The organism is Mitsuaria chitosanitabida ATCC BAA-476 = NBRC 102408, from assembly GCF_001598255.1.
Classification (GTDB): domain Bacteria; phylum Pseudomonadota; class Gammaproteobacteria; order Burkholderiales; family Burkholderiaceae_C; genus Roseateles; species Roseateles chitosanitabidus.
The window spans coordinates 1-13,389 of sequence record NZ_BCYP01000009.1 but is presented as its reverse complement, the minus strand read 5'-3'; the positions used below and the strand labels follow the sequence as shown (position 1 = coordinate 13,389).

The 13,389-nt window shown below is 70.2% G+C and carries 16 protein-coding genes; 4 read left to right on the top strand and 12 right to left on the bottom strand.

Features of this window, described 5'->3' with window-relative positions; all coding sequences use genetic code 11:
- Positions 1 to 4 precede the first annotated feature (4 nt).
- The 5 genes from MCHT01_RS05960 to MCHT01_RS05940 form a co-directional block, all read right to left on the bottom strand.
- A complete protein-coding gene (locus tag MCHT01_RS05960; RefSeq protein WP_067063687.1) occupies positions 5 to 589 on the bottom strand; it encodes a type II secretion system protein M in 585 nt (194 codons plus the stop codon).
- Positions 586 to 2,061, bottom strand: a complete 1,476-nt coding sequence (gene gspL, locus MCHT01_RS26680; protein ID WP_245643173.1) for a type II secretion system protein GspL — start codon at positions 2,059 to 2,061, stop codon at positions 586 to 588. Before gspL ends, MCHT01_RS05960 begins: the two co-directional genes overlap by 4 nt.
- A gap of 1 nt (position 2,062) precedes the next feature.
- Positions 2,063 to 3,091 carry a type II secretion system minor pseudopilin GspK gene (gspK, locus tag MCHT01_RS05950; protein WP_067063683.1) on the bottom strand — a complete coding sequence of 343 codons (1,029 nt, stop codon included), beginning with the start codon at positions 3,089 to 3,091 and terminating at the stop codon, positions 2,063 to 2,065.
- A 9-nt stretch (positions 3,092 to 3,100) separates the two neighbouring features.
- Entirely contained in the window at positions 3,101 to 3,553 is a 453-nt protein-coding gene (gene gspG / locus MCHT01_RS05945; RefSeq protein WP_067063681.1) for a type II secretion system major pseudopilin GspG, read from the bottom strand.
- 185 nt (positions 3,554 to 3,738) lie between these two features.
- Positions 3,739 to 4,587 (bottom strand): hypothetical protein, encoded by an 849-nt coding sequence (locus MCHT01_RS05940; RefSeq protein ID WP_148661415.1) that lies wholly within the window; start codon positions 4,585 to 4,587, stop codon positions 3,739 to 3,741.
- A gap of 10 nt (positions 4,588 to 4,597) precedes the next feature.
- Here MCHT01_RS05940 and MCHT01_RS26040 point away from each other — a divergent pair, with 10 nt between their 5' ends.
- Complete coding sequence (locus MCHT01_RS26040; protein ID WP_148661414.1) at positions 4,598 to 4,933, top strand: hypothetical protein; 336 nt, start codon at positions 4,598 to 4,600, stop codon at positions 4,931 to 4,933.
- A 27-nt stretch (positions 4,934 to 4,960) separates the two neighbouring features.
- Here MCHT01_RS26040 and MCHT01_RS05935 read toward each other — a convergent pair whose 3' ends face one another.
- Together MCHT01_RS05935 and MCHT01_RS05930 are read right to left on the bottom strand one after the other, a co-directional pair.
- Entirely contained in the window at positions 4,961 to 5,908 is a 948-nt protein-coding gene (locus tag MCHT01_RS05935; protein ID WP_067063677.1) for a 2-hydroxyacid dehydrogenase, read from the bottom strand.
- Positions 5,905 to 6,318, bottom strand: coding sequence for a VOC family protein (locus MCHT01_RS05930; protein ID WP_067063674.1), 414 nt, complete (start codon positions 6,316 to 6,318; stop codon positions 5,905 to 5,907). The genes MCHT01_RS05935 and MCHT01_RS05930 overlap by 4 nt, the downstream gene beginning before the upstream one ends.
- Positions 6,319 to 6,522: 204 nt before the next feature.
- Between MCHT01_RS05930 and MCHT01_RS05925 the strand changes: the two genes are divergently transcribed.
- Together MCHT01_RS05925 and MCHT01_RS05920 are read left to right on the top strand one after the other, a co-directional pair.
- Complete coding sequence (locus MCHT01_RS05925; protein ID WP_067063673.1) at positions 6,523 to 6,975, top strand: hypothetical protein; 453 nt, start codon at positions 6,523 to 6,525, stop codon at positions 6,973 to 6,975.
- Positions 6,972 to 7,196, top strand: coding sequence for a hypothetical protein (locus MCHT01_RS05920; protein ID WP_067063670.1), 225 nt, complete (start codon positions 6,972 to 6,974; stop codon positions 7,194 to 7,196). The genes MCHT01_RS05925 and MCHT01_RS05920 overlap by 4 nt, the downstream gene beginning before the upstream one ends.
- 25 nt (positions 7,197 to 7,221) lie before the next feature.
- On the opposite strand, the gene MCHT01_RS05915 is transcribed toward MCHT01_RS05920, so the two are convergent.
- The 3 genes from MCHT01_RS05915 to MCHT01_RS05905 all read right to left on the bottom strand — a co-directional run bounded on the left by MCHT01_RS05915 (position 7,222) and on the right by MCHT01_RS05905 (position 10,333).
- On the bottom strand, positions 7,222 to 7,956 hold the full coding sequence (locus tag MCHT01_RS05915; protein ID WP_067063712.1) for an aspartate/glutamate racemase family protein: 735 nt from the start codon (positions 7,954 to 7,956) through the stop codon (positions 7,222 to 7,224).
- Positions 7,957 to 7,975: 19 nt separating this feature from the next.
- Positions 7,976 to 8,962: a hypothetical protein gene (locus tag MCHT01_RS05910; RefSeq protein WP_148661413.1), complete on the bottom strand. Its 987-nt coding sequence runs from the start codon at positions 8,960 to 8,962 to the stop codon at positions 7,976 to 7,978.
- A 129-nt stretch (positions 8,963 to 9,091) separates the two neighbouring features.
- Entirely contained in the window at positions 9,092 to 10,333 is a 1,242-nt protein-coding gene (locus MCHT01_RS05905; protein WP_067063664.1) for an MFS transporter, read from the bottom strand.
- Between the two features lie 130 nt (positions 10,334 to 10,463).
- On the opposite strand from MCHT01_RS05905, the gene MCHT01_RS05900 reads away from it, so the two are divergent.
- Positions 10,464 to 11,255 carry an AraC family transcriptional regulator gene (locus MCHT01_RS05900; RefSeq protein ID WP_067063661.1) on the top strand — a complete coding sequence of 264 codons (792 nt, stop codon included), beginning with the start codon at positions 10,464 to 10,466 and terminating at the stop codon, positions 11,253 to 11,255.
- 35 nt (positions 11,256 to 11,290) lie between these two features.
- On the opposite strand, the gene MCHT01_RS05895 is transcribed toward MCHT01_RS05900, so the two are convergent.
- Together MCHT01_RS05895 and yddG are read right to left on the bottom strand one after the other, a co-directional pair.
- Positions 11,291 to 12,268: a porin gene (locus tag MCHT01_RS05895; RefSeq protein ID WP_067063659.1), complete on the bottom strand. Its 978-nt coding sequence runs from the start codon at positions 12,266 to 12,268 to the stop codon at positions 11,291 to 11,293.
- A 103-nt stretch (positions 12,269 to 12,371) separates the two neighbouring features.
- A complete protein-coding gene (yddG, locus tag MCHT01_RS05890) occupies positions 12,372 to 13,271 on the bottom strand; it encodes an aromatic amino acid DMT transporter YddG (RefSeq protein WP_067063657.1) in 900 nt (299 codons plus the stop codon).
- Positions 13,272 to 13,389: the final 118 nt, after the last annotated feature.

Genomic DNA, 13,389 nt, shown 5'->3' with positions numbered 1-13,389 from the left:
ATCGTCATTGGGCGTTGTCCGTCAACAGGGTGACCGTGAAGCGGACCTCGGCGCGCGGCGTGGCGGCCGCATCGCCGCGTTGCAGCGAGAACTGGCTCACCGTCATCCGCAGCGCGCGCGGCGCGGCGAGCATCCAGGCCGTGGCCTTGGCGACGTCGACCCTCGGCGCGAACTCGATCTGGATCTGGGTGCCGGCGTCCGCGCGGCCTTCATGCATGGTGTAGGCCCCCGCCAGGCCCGCGGTGGCGAGGCTCTCCTTGAGCCTTCGCAAGCGGTCCCGCGGCGTGTCGGCGGGATTCGCCGGCTGGTAGCCCGCGTCGGCGAGCACGTCCTTCAGCGCGGCGGCCTGCGAGCGCAGGCGCGGCAACTCGTTCTGCCAGTGGCGGGTCGACTCGATCGCCGGCTTGACGAGGAGCAGCCACGTGGCCGTCGCGACCACGGCGATCACCATCGCGCCGACCTGCTGGCGCTCACGGGGCGACAGCGCGAGCCAGCGTTGACGACCCTGTGTCAGGACCGGCGTCACGCGGGCGCGCAGCGGCTGGATCGCGGTGATGACGCGCGACGCGAACGGCTTGCGCGCGCTCATGGCGCGGTCCCCAACGCCCCCGGCGCACCGACAACACCACCGAATCCGCCCGGCGATCCCGCGGCGCCGGGTCCGCCGAGCGCGCCGGTGGCGCCGCCCGCCGCGCCTCCCACGGTCCCCGCGGCCTTCGCCGTCGCGCCACCGCTCGCCTGCGCGGTGCGGACGCCTGTACTCGAGGTGGGTGGTGGCTGCGACGCGTCGGCCAGCATGCGCAGGCCATGACCCTCGGACTGCACGGCGAGGCCCTTCTCCTGCGCGCGGGCCTGCAAGGCGCTCAGGTCCTTCTGACCGAAGGCGCTGCCATCGCGCCACTGCACGCGCAGCTGACCATCCCGGAACTCCAGCGCCTGCACCTGGCCCTCGGCCTGAACCAGCAGCGCAGCGGACGCTCGCAGCAACGCAGCGGCATCGGTCCCATCCAGACCCGCGCCAGTGGGAGTGCCGCCAGTGCCCTGCCCGCCGATCACGCCGTTGCGGCGCGCGTCGCGCAACTGGCGCGCCTGCTGCAGCGCATTGAGCACCACCGGCACCTCGGGAAAGGCGGCCTTCACGTCGGCCGCCATCTGGCGCGACACCGCCTTGCCCTCCGCCGCGAGCCGAGCGGCTTGCAGGTTGATCCCGACCACGGCGATCGCCGCGGCGACGGTCGACCAGGCCAGCGTCGGCATCAGCCAGCTCGATCCCTCACCCGCGCCGGCCCCATTCACGAGCGGGAAGGACCAGCTCCAGCCGCCGCCGTTCCAGGGCTCGTCGGCGCTCAGCCACTGGATCGCGGCCAGGTCCGGATGTCGCGCTCGCAGGCGCGCCTCGATGGCGATAGGGTCGTGGGATCGCGCATCGACCGGATGCAGAAAACCCTCGTCGTCGCGCGTGCGCATGATCACCCAGTCCTCCATGAGCACGGCGTTCGCGGCCACCTCGCCGGTCGGCGCCGGCAGTCCGGCGGGCGGCGGCTCGACCGCGCGCACCACGAGTCCCGCCGCGCGCGCCACTGCCACCAGCGCGGCGAGCACCGCGGCGTCCATCCAGGCGACCGGCACGCGGCCCTCCGCGTTGCGCGGCCCGTAGGCGACGGACAGCTGATCCGGCTCCGCCAGCGTCAGGAGCGCCAGCGCGCCCAGCACCGCCTCGCGCTGGCGCTTGGCCGGCAGCGGGGGCAGCTCGATCTCGGTCATCGCCACGTCGGACGGATGGGGGCACAGCACCACGCGGCGCGCGTCGAAGCAGCCGGCCACCGCGGCCAGTCGGTCGAAGCGCACGCTCTGCCAGGTCCCCGTCCCGTCCGATCCGGTCCGCGCGGCTCGCTCACTCGATCGAGTCGACCCGTGCGAGCCAGGCGACCCGCTCGGGACATCCGGCCCCTTCGACCGGTCCCGGCCACCGGCCTTCTCCAGCCACGACGCGACGACCGCGCCATCCTCGATCCGATCGGCCGGCGGCAAGGACAGCCGAAGCAACGCCACGGGGGTCATGTCAGGCGCCCTCCCTGATCCAGACGAGTCGCGGCACTGCGGACTTGTCGTCATGCAGCAGCGCCTGCATCAGCAACGTCGTGCGCGACATCCGCAGGGCCGTCGACACCCGGAACCACTCGCTGTTGATGCCGATCAGGACCTCGGCGTCATCCAGCCCGGGGATCTGCAGCCGATGCACGAAGTCACCGCGGTTGAGGAACCACTGGCCGCGATCGCGCAGCTGCAGCACCTCGCGCGCGCGATCCAGCGACAGGCCCGGCACCCAGGCCGCGATCACCTCGGGCCGCGCGGTGTTCGCGTTGATCCAGGTGCGACGGGGCAGCACGGTGACGAAAGGCCGCAGCCGCGCGACGCTGCCCGCCTCCACCCCCGGCATGCCGAGCAGGTCCTCGACGACGCGCAGTCGCGGCGCCAGATCCCGGTCGCTCGGCGCCTCGACGCCGAGCTGACCCGCCACGCGGGCGAAGTCCTCCATCTCCTTGGGATCGGTGGACGGCGGCTCGGCGGAGGCGCGGTCGGCCTCGGCGAGGCTGGTCACGACGCGACGCGCGATGCGCGCGGCCTGCTCGGGCGGCACGCCGGTCATCGCGCACAGGCGCAGGAAGGCCGCGCCCTCGACCGCATCCAGACGCCCGCCTCGCACCAGGTTGCGCAGGTTGAAGCGGGCCTGCTCGTCGGTGATCTCGGTGAAGGCCAGGGCCGGCGCGCCCTCGAGGGTGCCCAGCGCCTGGCCGGCCACCGGCGCGGCCCAGGCGCCATCCAGGCGCGTGGCGATCTCGCGTCGGGCCTCGGCGCGCAGCAAGACCTGGGCGCGGGCGATCTCGCCGCGCAGCAGCCAACGCGCCTGCGCCCCGGTCTGATCGGATTGCGCGGCGCGGATGACGGCGCTCTGCCGGCCCAGCAGCGCGGACGCGATCACGGCGATCACCGCGACCACCATCAGCACCGCGACGACCGCCATGCCGCGCGCGGTCCGCGCGCCGTCGAGGCGACGCCCGGCCCCGCGCCGGGTGGAGATGCCCGCCATGTGGCTCTCTTACAGCTGCCAGGAGCCGATGTCGGCGTTGGCCTTCTCGCCGCCGGGCTCGCCGTCGGCGCCCAGGGAGAAGACGTCGATCTCGCCGTTGGTGCCCGGGTTCAGGTACTGGTAGGGGCGGCCCCAGGGATCGGTGGGGAGGCGTTCCAGGTACTTGTGCCAGTTGGCCGGCGGCTTGCCGGCGGTGGGCTTCTCGACCAGCGCGCGCAAGCCCTGCGCGGCGCTGGGGTACTCGCCGTTGTCCAGGCGATAGAGCTTGAGCGCCTGCATGACGGCGCCGACGTCCTGCCGGGCGGCGGTGGCGCGGGCCTGGTCGGGGCGCTCCATCAGGTTGGGGACGACGAGCGCGGCGAGCACGCCCATGATGACCAGCACCACCATGATCTCGATCAAGGTGAATGCGTGTTGCGACTGCTTGCCCCAGCGCGTCTGGCGGCGCGTACCCCTGACCATTCGATGCTCCCTGGAATCGCCGGACCCGTGTCCGGGATGCGGGACATCTTCCGAAGCCGCGATTGCATGGGCATGAACGATGTTCGGGAGGATTCGCGCCGGGATGGGTGGAACGGGCCGGGGATCCGGCGGGATGCTCGGGGGGAACGCGCAAGAACTCGGGAGGATGCCGCCTCCCGGACCGTTCAGCGCTGCGAGTCGGGCGTGGCCGCGGGCGTCGCCCCGTCGATCCGCGCCAGCGTGGTCTCGATGACCATGCTCATCGGCTTGCCGTCCCGGACGCCGGAGACGATGCGCCGCTCGGTGACGGCGCGCGGCCAGGGCTGCCCGTCCTCGACCTCGAAACGGCCCTCGGTGCGCAGGCCCATCCTCAGCTCGGACAAGGTGCGGACCATGCCCGCGCGGGCCTTGTCGGACGCGGTGGTGGCGTCATCGACACCCAGCCGCTTGTTCATCGCGGCCATCCCGGCCGACAGCGCGCCGGGCAAGGCGTCGCTGGGGACCTCCTCGAGCGTGGTGATGACGGCGGACCGGGTCTTCGCGGTGGTCTCTACGCGATAGCGCCTGACGGTGTCGATGGTGACGTCCGTGCCGAGGACCATCCCGCGAGCGGGCACGTCGCCGACGGTGCCGTCGCGGTATTGCTCACCGAGGCCGGCGGCGTAGATCCACCTGGGGAGCTCAAGCAGGTTGCTCTTGACGACCTCGGGAGACATCAGGTGCTCCAGGCGCTCGATCATCTTCTTGCGCACCTCGGCCTGTGCATCGCGAGTCGCGAGCTCGAGCGCCTCGCGCTGTCCCCCGAACACCTTGTCGATGAGCGCATCCAGATTGATGACACGCAGAATCTCGCCGCGCGAGGACACCTCGAGGTCGACCTCGACGGTGACCGTCCCCATGGACCGCGCGCCGGGGCCCGCCATGTGCAGGCGATGGACGGCGTTGCCATCCTGGCCGACGGAGAGGACCTCGGCGTCCACCGTGATCTTCATGGGCGGCTGGAAGTCCGGCCACCGCATGTTGAGGCTGGACATCGTGCGCTCGATGGCGAAGCTCGCCTTGTCGCCGACCCGCCAGCCCGACGGCATCGTGACAAGGGTCCTGGTGTCGACGACAGACACGGGCGCCGAAGCCGAAGCCGAAGCCGAAGCGGCTGGCGGCGGAGCCGCCCAGGCGTTCGTCGACACACCGAGGATCAGGCCGAGCGACAGCGCGGCGGCGGAGCGGATAGCAATCAAGCGCGACTTTCGTGAGAGGACAGGATCGCGGATTCTCTCCAGCCGGATGGCCCCGCCCTCGCCCCGGGTCGACGAATGCGAGGAAGGCGTGAAGGAGTGCAGACCGCGCGCGCTCGAAACGACGTGTCAGGACGCGACATGACGCCGCCCGACGCGGGTCAACGGGACTTCAGTAGCCCCGTGCCCGGTCCACATGCGGCGGGATCACGCCGCGCTCCCGGAACGATCGGAGGTTGGCCGCGACGATGGCGGACGCGGTCACGCGATCCGTGGGCCCCGAGATGTGCGGCAACACGGTCACGCCGGGGTGCGTCCAATGCCAGCTGTCGGCGGGCAGCGGCTCGACCGGGAACACGTCGAGCACCGCATGCCCGACGCGCCCCGCGTCGAGCGCGCGCCGCAGCGCCTCGTCCTCGACGATGGCGCCGCGCGCGAAGTTGACGAGCGATGCGCCTAGTCTCAGCTGCGCGAAGGCCGCGTCGTCCAGCAGACCTCGTGTCTCCGCCGTCAGCGGCAGCAGGCATACGAGGATGTCCGTGTTGGCGAGCAGCGTCGCCAGGCCTTGCGCTCCCGCATGCGTGGTCACGCCGGCCAGCGATTTGGGTGAGCGGCTCCAGCCTTCGACGCGAAAGCCCGACGCCAGCAGGCGCCGGGCGGCGGCTTCGCCGAGCGCGCCCAGGCCCAGGAGTCCGACGGTCTTGTCGCGAGGCTTCACGTACTCGAGCGGCTGCCATTGCCGCGACTGCTGCTGGCGGGCGTAGCGCGGCATGTCGCGATGCAGGTAGAGCGTCCACGCGAGCACCGCCTCGGCCATGGTCTCGGCGAGCTGGGGATCGACGAGCCGCACGATGCGCAGGTCGGTATCGGCGAGGTCGGCCACCAGCCGCTCGACGCCGGCCCACACGCTGTGGACCCAGCGCAGATTCGGCAGCCGACGCAGATCCTCGGGACTCGGGTTGGCGACGATGGCGACCTCGCAGGCGGCGAGCTCGGCCGCGTCGAGCTCGCGCAGCGGGACGATGCGCTCACCGGGCATCGCCGCCTGGAGCGCGGGGATCCAGCCGGCCTCGTTCGCGGGCGTGGAGACGAACGGGATCCGGTACGCGCGATCGCTCATGAGGCGAAGACCTTGTCGAGGTCCGCGAAGCCCTTGACCTCGATGGGATTGCCGCAAGGGTCGAGGAAGAACATGGTGGCCTGCTCGCCGGGCTCGCCGACGAAGCGGCGGGTGGGCGCGATGACGAAGCTGATCCCGGCGGCGACCAGTCGATCGGCGAGCGTCGTCCAGTCGGCCAGTCCGAGCACCAGGCCCAGATGCGGCATCGGGACCAGGTGGTCGCCGACGCGACCGGTGTTGGTCACCGGGAACGGCTCGCCCAGATGCAGCGAGATCTGATGTCCGAAGAAGTCGAAGTCGACCCAGGTGTCGGTGCTCCGCCCCTCGGCGCAGCCCAGGACGCCGCCGTAGAAGCGACGGGAGTCGTCGAGATCACGGACGTGATAGGCGAGGTGGAAGGCGCTGCGCATGGGGGCTCCTGGGGTGACGGGGGCTGGTGGAGTCTAGTCGGCACCTGCCAGTCGTTCACCAGCTCGGGCGTCTGCTTGGAATCGTCTCAAGTGGAGGGCTTCCCGAAGATCCTTGGGCCCCGACGATTCCGTGACCTTCGGATACTCCGAAGGCCCTTCCGCTTCATAGACTATGCGGTCCATAGATCGTCAGCAGGAGCGCAGATGGCCAACGACAAGGCAACCAAGCCGCCTCCATACGAAGGCGATGAGCTGAACATGTGCTTGGCCCGAGCCTTCGACTTCAACACGACGACTGCCATCGTCGTCAGCGGCACCTTCCCGAATCCCTGCGGGCACATGGTGCTCAAGGTCGGCGACGCTGATGGTCATTACTTCCACACGGCCGGTGGCGCCTACTCGCGCCCCAAGTTCATGCGGGAGCTGGGATTCCAGCGCTACCTGCGGGAGAACAAGAAGCGCGTCCTGTCCCGCCGCCCCGTTCCCATCACCGATCCGATCGCGGCGCAAGCCAAGCTGGATCAGCTAATGGCGACTCCCTGGCGCTGGTTGGTTCTCCCGAACAACTGCGCAAGCTTCGTCGAAGAGGTCGTACAAGCGGGCGGAAGCAACGCCGGCCTGTACTTCAACTGCCCAAGGGCGGAGGCCTTCAAATGAAGAAGGTCCTTGTCTTTGCAGCCTGGATCCTCGTGCCGCTGCTGTGCGGCATCGGCGGTATCGCGATCGCACTGTTCACGCACCCCGACGCCAACATCGATCGCGAGGGCTGGCCACTGGCATGGGCCGGTCTGGCCTTGGGGGCGCTCGCGGGCGCTGCGCTGACGTGGTGGCTTACGCGACTGCTCGGCAGCAAGCGAGGGTCCCTGCCTCAAGTCTGAGGCGGAGCTTGCGGATGTCGAGGTGTCAGCCCTGAGCAAAGCCCTGGATCGATGCACGGAGCGCGGCCCTCGCAAGGAGGCGCGTGGAATCCAGCGTCGGGAGCGATGAGTTGGCGTCGCTGATGATCAGCGGGATCTCCGTGCAGCCGAGCACCACGGCATCGCAGCCGCGATCGCGGAGCGCGTCGATGGCAAGCTGGAAGCGCTCGACAGTGCCCGCGCGGAGGGTCCCCGGGACGAGCTCGTTCATGATCAGCGCGCCGAGCTCATCGCGCCACGCGTCGGTCGGTTTGATGCCCTCGAGGCCCGCGGCGGCGAGCGCGTCGGGATAGACGTCGCTGTCGACCAGCCATTTCGTCCCCAGGATGCCGATGCGTCGGAAGCCCCGTGCCCGCGCCTCATCGGCCACCACGCGCGCGATGTGCAGCCAGGGCAATGGGGAATGGGGCTCGACCAGGTCGAAGGCCTGATGAATCGTGTTGTCCGGGCAGAGCAGCAACTGCGCCCCCGCCGCCTTCAGCTTGTGGGCGGAGGCCAGCATCAAGGCCGCGACCGTGGCGCGATCGCCCTGCTCCAAGGCCTCGACGTAGAGATGCAGCGAAGGGGTGTGCATGCTGATCTCGGGATGGGCGTGCGGGCCCATCAGGGCCGGAGCCTCCGCGAAGATCGTCCGGTAGCAGAGCGCGGCGCCTTCGGCGGAGCAGCCCACCAGGCCGAGGTGGAGCGGTGATCGGCGATCCGATGCCGGTGTCGTGTTCATCTTCTGCATCTCCTGGATGTCATGACCTCGCCTTGAACGCGGCCAGATCATTCGCTTTGAACGCCGCGGCGATCCGTTCCGCCAGCGCCTTGATCCTTGCGCTCGACTCGGAGCCCTTCGGCAGGTCTCCCACCGCCAGCTCAGCCAGATTCCCATCACACTGCGCCGAGTACACGCACGCCCTCAACATCCGCAGGTCCTGGCGACCGCCCTCGGCTGGCGCCGTGGCCAGCAGCGCCCCCAGCTCCATTGCCCGATGGAATTCTTCCGTCGACAGACCGCCCTGCAGCCGTCCATCGAAGTAGCCGAACGAACCGTCCGGTGATGCCAGTTCGCCCCAGGCATCCCACAGCATCCCCTGCTCCACGAGCGAGGCGATCATCCTGGTCACGTCATCCGGCGTCGCCATCACCCGGGCGGGCAATTGATGCAGCTTCTGGTAGGCCACGCCGAAGGCGTCATCCGGCAAGGGCTGACCAATCTCCCGGTCGTCGACGAACGGACGACAACGCGCGGCGACCGCTTGCGACGCCGCCGTCCGGCTGGCCAGCACCGCTGGCGACAGGCCTTCATCACTCACCGGCATGCCCCGCCCGCGGGGCGCCGACTGCACCCCCTGTGCGAAGGGCAGCACCGCGATCGTCATTCCATAGGCCATGTGGCAGGTGGCGACCAATCGAGAGACGACCGCGAAGCTCCCCGGCCCCTTCTGATGTCGATACTTCACTGCCAAGGCGTAGGGATCCGAGCTCGACATCGCTGCCGCGAACAGCGCCGCGGGCGCCTGTCCCTTCTCGAGCTTGGTACCCGTCGGCGCCGACGCTGGCGTTGGCTCGGCCCCGCCGAGCGGCTCGGCCCTGGACGCCGCGGACACGGTGTCAGGTCTTGCCGAGAGCTGGACACCCGAATCAATCACGCTCCGCGCACGCCAAGCGTAGAGCCCCGCCACAACACCCAGCGCCAATGCAACGGCGATCACGACAGACGATGGCTTCTTGAAGTTCATTCCGGCGGGTGCGATGAGGGGGCTGAAGCATCGCACCTTTTTCCGATCAAGCGGGCAGCAAGCGGCCGTCGCGATCGGCCCTGTCCCGCCCAAATGCAAATGGGCCGACATCGTCGGCCCATTCACTGGTCAGGCGGCTTTCGCCTTCCTCGTCTCCGGCAGGAACGCCGTCGCCACCCCGAGCAGGGGCAGGAACGAGGTCAGACCGTAGACCCACACGATGCCGTGCACGTCGGCCAGGTGACCCAGTCCCGCCGCGCCGATGCCGCTGATGCCGAACATCAGTCCGAACATCAGGCCCGACACCATGCCCACCCGGCCCGGCACCGCCTCCTGCGCGTACACGACCAGCGCCGCAAAGGCCGACGACATCACCAGACCGATCGCGATCGCCAGGATCGCCGTCCAGGCCAGGCCCACGTAGGGCAGCGCCAGCGCGAACGGCGCCACGCCCAGGAAGGACACCCAGATCACCGCCTTGCGACCGATCCGGTCCCCCACCGGGCCACCCGCGAAGGTGCCCGCCGCCACCGCGGCCAGGAAGATGAACAGATAGATCTGGCTCTGCTGCACCGTCAGGCCGAAACGCTGGATCAGATAGAAGGTGAAGTAGTTCGTGAACGACGCGATGTACACGAACTTCGCGAACATCAGCACCGACACGACCACCACCGCGCGGATCACCTCCGGCTTGCTCAGGCCGCGCGCGGCGTTGCTCGCCAGGCTCTTGGCCTTCGCGTGGCCGTGCTTCAGCGTCCAGCCCGTCACCCGAGACAACACGAAGATCGCCAGCGCCGCGACCAGCATGAACCACGCCACCGCGGTCTGGCCGTAGGGAATCACGATGGCCGCCGTCAGCAGCGGCCCGATCGCCGAGCCCGTGTTGCCCCCCACCTGGAAGCAGGATTGCGCCGTCCCGAAGCGGCCCCCCGACGCCATCCGCGCCACGCGCGACGCCTCCGGGTGGAAGGTGGCCGAGCCGATGCCCACCACCGCCGCGGCGAACAGCAGCATCTCGTAGGACGTCGAGAACGCCAGCAAGCCCACGCCGATGAAGGTCGCGCACATGCCCAGGGGCAGCAGGTAGGGCTTGGGATGCTTGTCCGTGTACATGCCCACCCACGGCTGGAGCAGCGACGCCGTCACCTGGTACACCAGCGCGATCCAGCCGATCTGCCCGAAGCTCAGCGCGTACTTGAGCTTCAGCATCGGATAGATCGACGGCAGCACCGCCTGGATCAGGTCGTTCAGCAGATGCGCGAACGCGGCCGCCCCGACGATGGGCAGCAGGAAGCCGTGCTGAGGGGCGGCGGCAGGCGCCGGTGGGGTCGCCGCCTGCGGGCTGGCGAGGGTCGCGGTGTCGGTGGTCATGCCAAGGAGGGGAAGTTGAAATTCGGGAGCGCCTGGGGATCCGCGAGGGAATCCTGGGAATGACCGGAATCTACGCACCTCGAGACCGTCCGTCGCCCGCCAATGCGACATGACTTGTAGACTTTGGGACATGAGGACGAACAGCGCACACCGCAAGTTCCAGGACTTCCACGATGTGGAGCGGCCGACCGTCGCGATGGAGGTCGACTACCCCTCCGGCGCGGTCACCGGTTGGCACAGCCATCCGCGCGCCCAGTTGCTGTACGCGATCGACGGCGTGATGCTGGTGGACTCCGCCGCCGGCTTCTGGGTCGTGCCGCCCAACCGCGCCCTCTGGCTGATCGCCGGCGAGCGCCACAGCGTCCGCATGGCCGGCCTGGTGAAGATGCGCACCGCCTACATCGACGCCACCCGCATCGGCGACCTGCCCGAGCAGACCTGCGTGCTCAACGTTTCCCCGCTGCTGCGCGAGCTGCTGGTCGCCGCCGTGCAGGTGCCCGTCGACTACGCGGAGCGCGGCCGCGAGGCCACGCTGATGGCGCTGCTCATCCACGAGCTGCGCCGCGCCACCACCCTGCCCTTGCACCTGCCCATGCCCGAGGACGACCGGCTCAAGACCATCTGCGACGCGCTGGCGGAGAAGCCCGCCGACGCCGCCACCGCGCAGGACTGGGCCGGTCGGCTGGGGGTGTCGTCCAAGACCGTGCACCGGCTCTTCCTGAAAGAGACCGGCATGACCTTCGCGCAATGGCGCGAGCAGGCCCGGCTGCTCTTCGCGCTGCGCCGCATCGCCGAGGGGGCCCGTGTCATCGACATCGCGCTCGATTGCGGCTATGCCAGCCAGAGCGCCTTCGCGGCCATGTTCCGGCGGCACTTCGGCGCCCCGCCGTCGAGCTTCGGGGCCAGCGCGTCGCGCGCGTGAGCGCCCGGCCGACTGGCGACGATCACCCGCGCGGCTCAGAACGCGTGCGCGATGCCCACGCCGGGCAGCGTCACGTCGCGGCCCGCGATGCGCTTGAACGCGAGGTCGGCGTAGACGGCGGTCCGCTTGGACAGCGCGTGCTGGGCGCCCAGGCCCAGCAGGGTTTCCGCCGCGCGGCCGTCGACACGCAAGCGCCCCCAGCCCGCCTTGAACGTCGTTCGCCCCAGCGCGTAGGTCGCGCCCAGCGTGAGCGCGCGCGCGGTCGATCCCTCCGACCGGGACACGTCGACCGCGCCCATCAGCGCGACCTCACCGAAAGTGCCCCGTGCGCCGGCGAAGGACACGGTGTCCCCTCGACGGTTGATCTGGCGCGCCAGCACGCCGCTGAAGCGGCCGTCGGCATAGCGCACCGCGGCCCCGCGTCCGCGCCCCTTGTCGGCCGGGTCGCGATCGATCGCGCCGCTCAGGTGCAGCGAGAAGCCCGCCACCGGCGCCGAGTCGAAGAACACGCCGTCGTTGAGCCGGCCGTACTCCGCCGACCCGTTGTTGCCGCGCGGATCCGACGGATACAGCGTGTGCCACAGGTCCCAGGCCGGCGAGGCCACGCGGTCGTAGTTGGCCCAGGGATCGAACTCCCAGTCCAGGCTGTAGAGCGCGTCCAGCCGACGTCCGACCTGCACCGAGCCGAACGGCCCCTTCAGGCCGACCGTCGACTCGCCGTACCAGAAGGGCTTGGTCGAGGACTCGAGCCTGCCGTCGCCGCTGTCGAAGCGATGCGAGAGCGCGAACGTGGCGGACAGGCCGCCGCCCAGATCCTCGACACCGTCCAGGCGCAGCTGGCTGCGCTGGATCGGGCCGACTTGCCAGACCTTGGCGGCGTCGCGGTAGACGCCGGTGTCGAGCATGCCCGACAGGGTGATCGCGCTGGATTGGGCGAGCGCGGACGCGCTCAGGGTGGCGGCGATCGACGCGCTCGCCAATGCGGCGGCGCGCCGCACGAAGAGGTGCGACATGGGAGGTCTCCTTCTCTTGGTGAAACCGATGCCGCGCCGACGCCGCGCCCGCGGCGCGACGGCAGCCTGGGGCCCGACGGGCCGCGGCGCGAAGTCGGACGGGCTAGGCCGTCCGGCGTTGCCGGGCGCGCGTGGCGAGCCAGCAGAGCACGGAGCCCGCGACGACCATGCAGGCGCCTTGCCAGAAGCTCAGCGACAGCGGGGTCCGCAGCACCGCGGCGGCCAGGGCCGCCGAGAACACGGGGACGAAATAGGAGGCGCCCGCGAGCACCGTCATGTTGCCGCGCAGGATGCCCACGTTCCAGGCCGCGTAGCCGAAGCCCATCGCCGACGCGGCCAGCACCAGCAGGACCAGCGCGCGCAGGTCCATGGTCATGGGCGGGTTGTCGGTCAGGGCGTACTTGATCCAGAGCGTCAGCGCGGTGAGCGCGAAGAACAGGGTCACGCCGCTCTTGCCCTCGGCGATGCGGGCGGTGACGGTGCAGTAGGCGGCCCAGATCACCGCGCCGAGGAAGGCCAGGCCGTAGCTCAGCGGGTTGCTGCGCACGTTGGCCAGCATCTCGGCCAGGTTCAGGCCCTGATCGCCCCCCAGTACCCAGCACACGCCGAGGATGCCGAGGATGAAGCCGGGCACGATCAGCGCGCTGGTGCGCTGCCGGTTGAAGAGGATGGCCGCGGTGAGCGTGAAGGTCGGCCAGAGGTAGTTGACCATGCCGACCTCGATGGCCTGGCGCGCGTTGTTGGCGTAGCCGAGGGAGAGGGACAGGCAGAGCTCGTAGGCGACGAACAGCCCGCCGCCGATCCACAGATAGCGGCGCGGCATCTCGCGAAGGCGGGTGGGACCGACGGTCAGGACCAGCATCGCCGAGGCGACGGTGTAGATCAGCGCGGCACCGCCGGTGGCGCCGAAACTCTCGCTGACGCCGCGGATCAGGCCGACGACGGAGCTCCAGAGTCCGACCGCGGTCAGGCCGATCAACGTGGCTTGCTTGCTTCCAGACATCGCCGGGACTCTACCGGGGTCCGCGGGCGCGGCGGGCGAATACTGCCCCGAAAGACCCTCACCCCAGCCCTCTCCCGCAAGCGGGCGAGGGGGCAAGAGGGCTCGCTGTCCTCAACGA

What these genes read in the sequence shown, in the direction of transcription:
- MCHT01_RS05960 (WP_067063687.1), bottom strand. Translation starts at nt 589, where the DNA reads ATGAGCGCGCGCAAGCCGTTCGCGTCGCGCGTCATCACCGCGATCCAG.
- gspL (WP_245643173.1), bottom strand. Translation starts at nt 2,061, where the DNA reads ATGACCCCCGTGGCGTTGCTTCGGCTGTCCTTGCCGCCGGCCGATCGG.
- gspK (WP_067063683.1), bottom strand. Translation starts at nt 3,091, where the DNA reads ATGGCGGGCATCTCCACCCGGCGCGGGGCCGGGCGTCGCCTCGACGGC.
- gspG (WP_067063681.1), bottom strand. Translation starts at nt 3,553, where the DNA reads ATGGTCAGGGGTACGCGCCGCCAGACGCGCTGGGGCAAGCAGTCGCAA.
- MCHT01_RS05940 (WP_148661415.1), bottom strand. Translation starts at nt 4,587, where the DNA reads ATGTCCAGCCTCAACATGCGGTGGCCGGACTTCCAGCCGCCCATGAAG.
- MCHT01_RS26040 (WP_148661414.1), top strand. Translation starts at nt 4,598, where the DNA reads ATGGCGAAGCTCGCCTTGTCGCCGACCCGCCAGCCCGACGGCATCGTG.
- MCHT01_RS05935 (WP_067063677.1), bottom strand. Translation starts at nt 5,908, where the DNA reads ATGAGCGATCGCGCGTACCGGATCCCGTTCGTCTCCACGCCCGCGAAC.
- MCHT01_RS05930 (WP_067063674.1), bottom strand. Translation starts at nt 6,318, where the DNA reads ATGCGCAGCGCCTTCCACCTCGCCTATCACGTCCGTGATCTCGACGAC.
- MCHT01_RS05925 (WP_067063673.1), top strand. Translation starts at nt 6,523, where the DNA reads ATGGCCAACGACAAGGCAACCAAGCCGCCTCCATACGAAGGCGATGAG.
- MCHT01_RS05920 (WP_067063670.1), top strand. Translation starts at nt 6,972, where the DNA reads ATGAAGAAGGTCCTTGTCTTTGCAGCCTGGATCCTCGTGCCGCTGCTG.
- MCHT01_RS05915 (WP_067063712.1), bottom strand. Translation starts at nt 7,956, where the DNA reads ATGAACACGACACCGGCATCGGATCGCCGATCACCGCTCCACCTCGGC.
- MCHT01_RS05910 (WP_148661413.1), bottom strand. Translation starts at nt 8,962, where the DNA reads ATGAACTTCAAGAAGCCATCGTCTGTCGTGATCGCCGTTGCATTGGCG.
- MCHT01_RS05905 (WP_067063664.1), bottom strand. Translation starts at nt 10,333, where the DNA reads ATGACCACCGACACCGCGACCCTCGCCAGCCCGCAGGCGGCGACCCCA.
- MCHT01_RS05900 (WP_067063661.1), top strand. Translation starts at nt 10,464, where the DNA reads ATGAGGACGAACAGCGCACACCGCAAGTTCCAGGACTTCCACGATGTG.
- MCHT01_RS05895 (WP_067063659.1), bottom strand. Translation starts at nt 12,268, where the DNA reads ATGTCGCACCTCTTCGTGCGGCGCGCCGCCGCATTGGCGAGCGCGTCG.
- yddG (WP_067063657.1), bottom strand. Translation starts at nt 13,271, where the DNA reads ATGTCTGGAAGCAAGCAAGCCACGTTGATCGGCCTGACCGCGGTCGGA.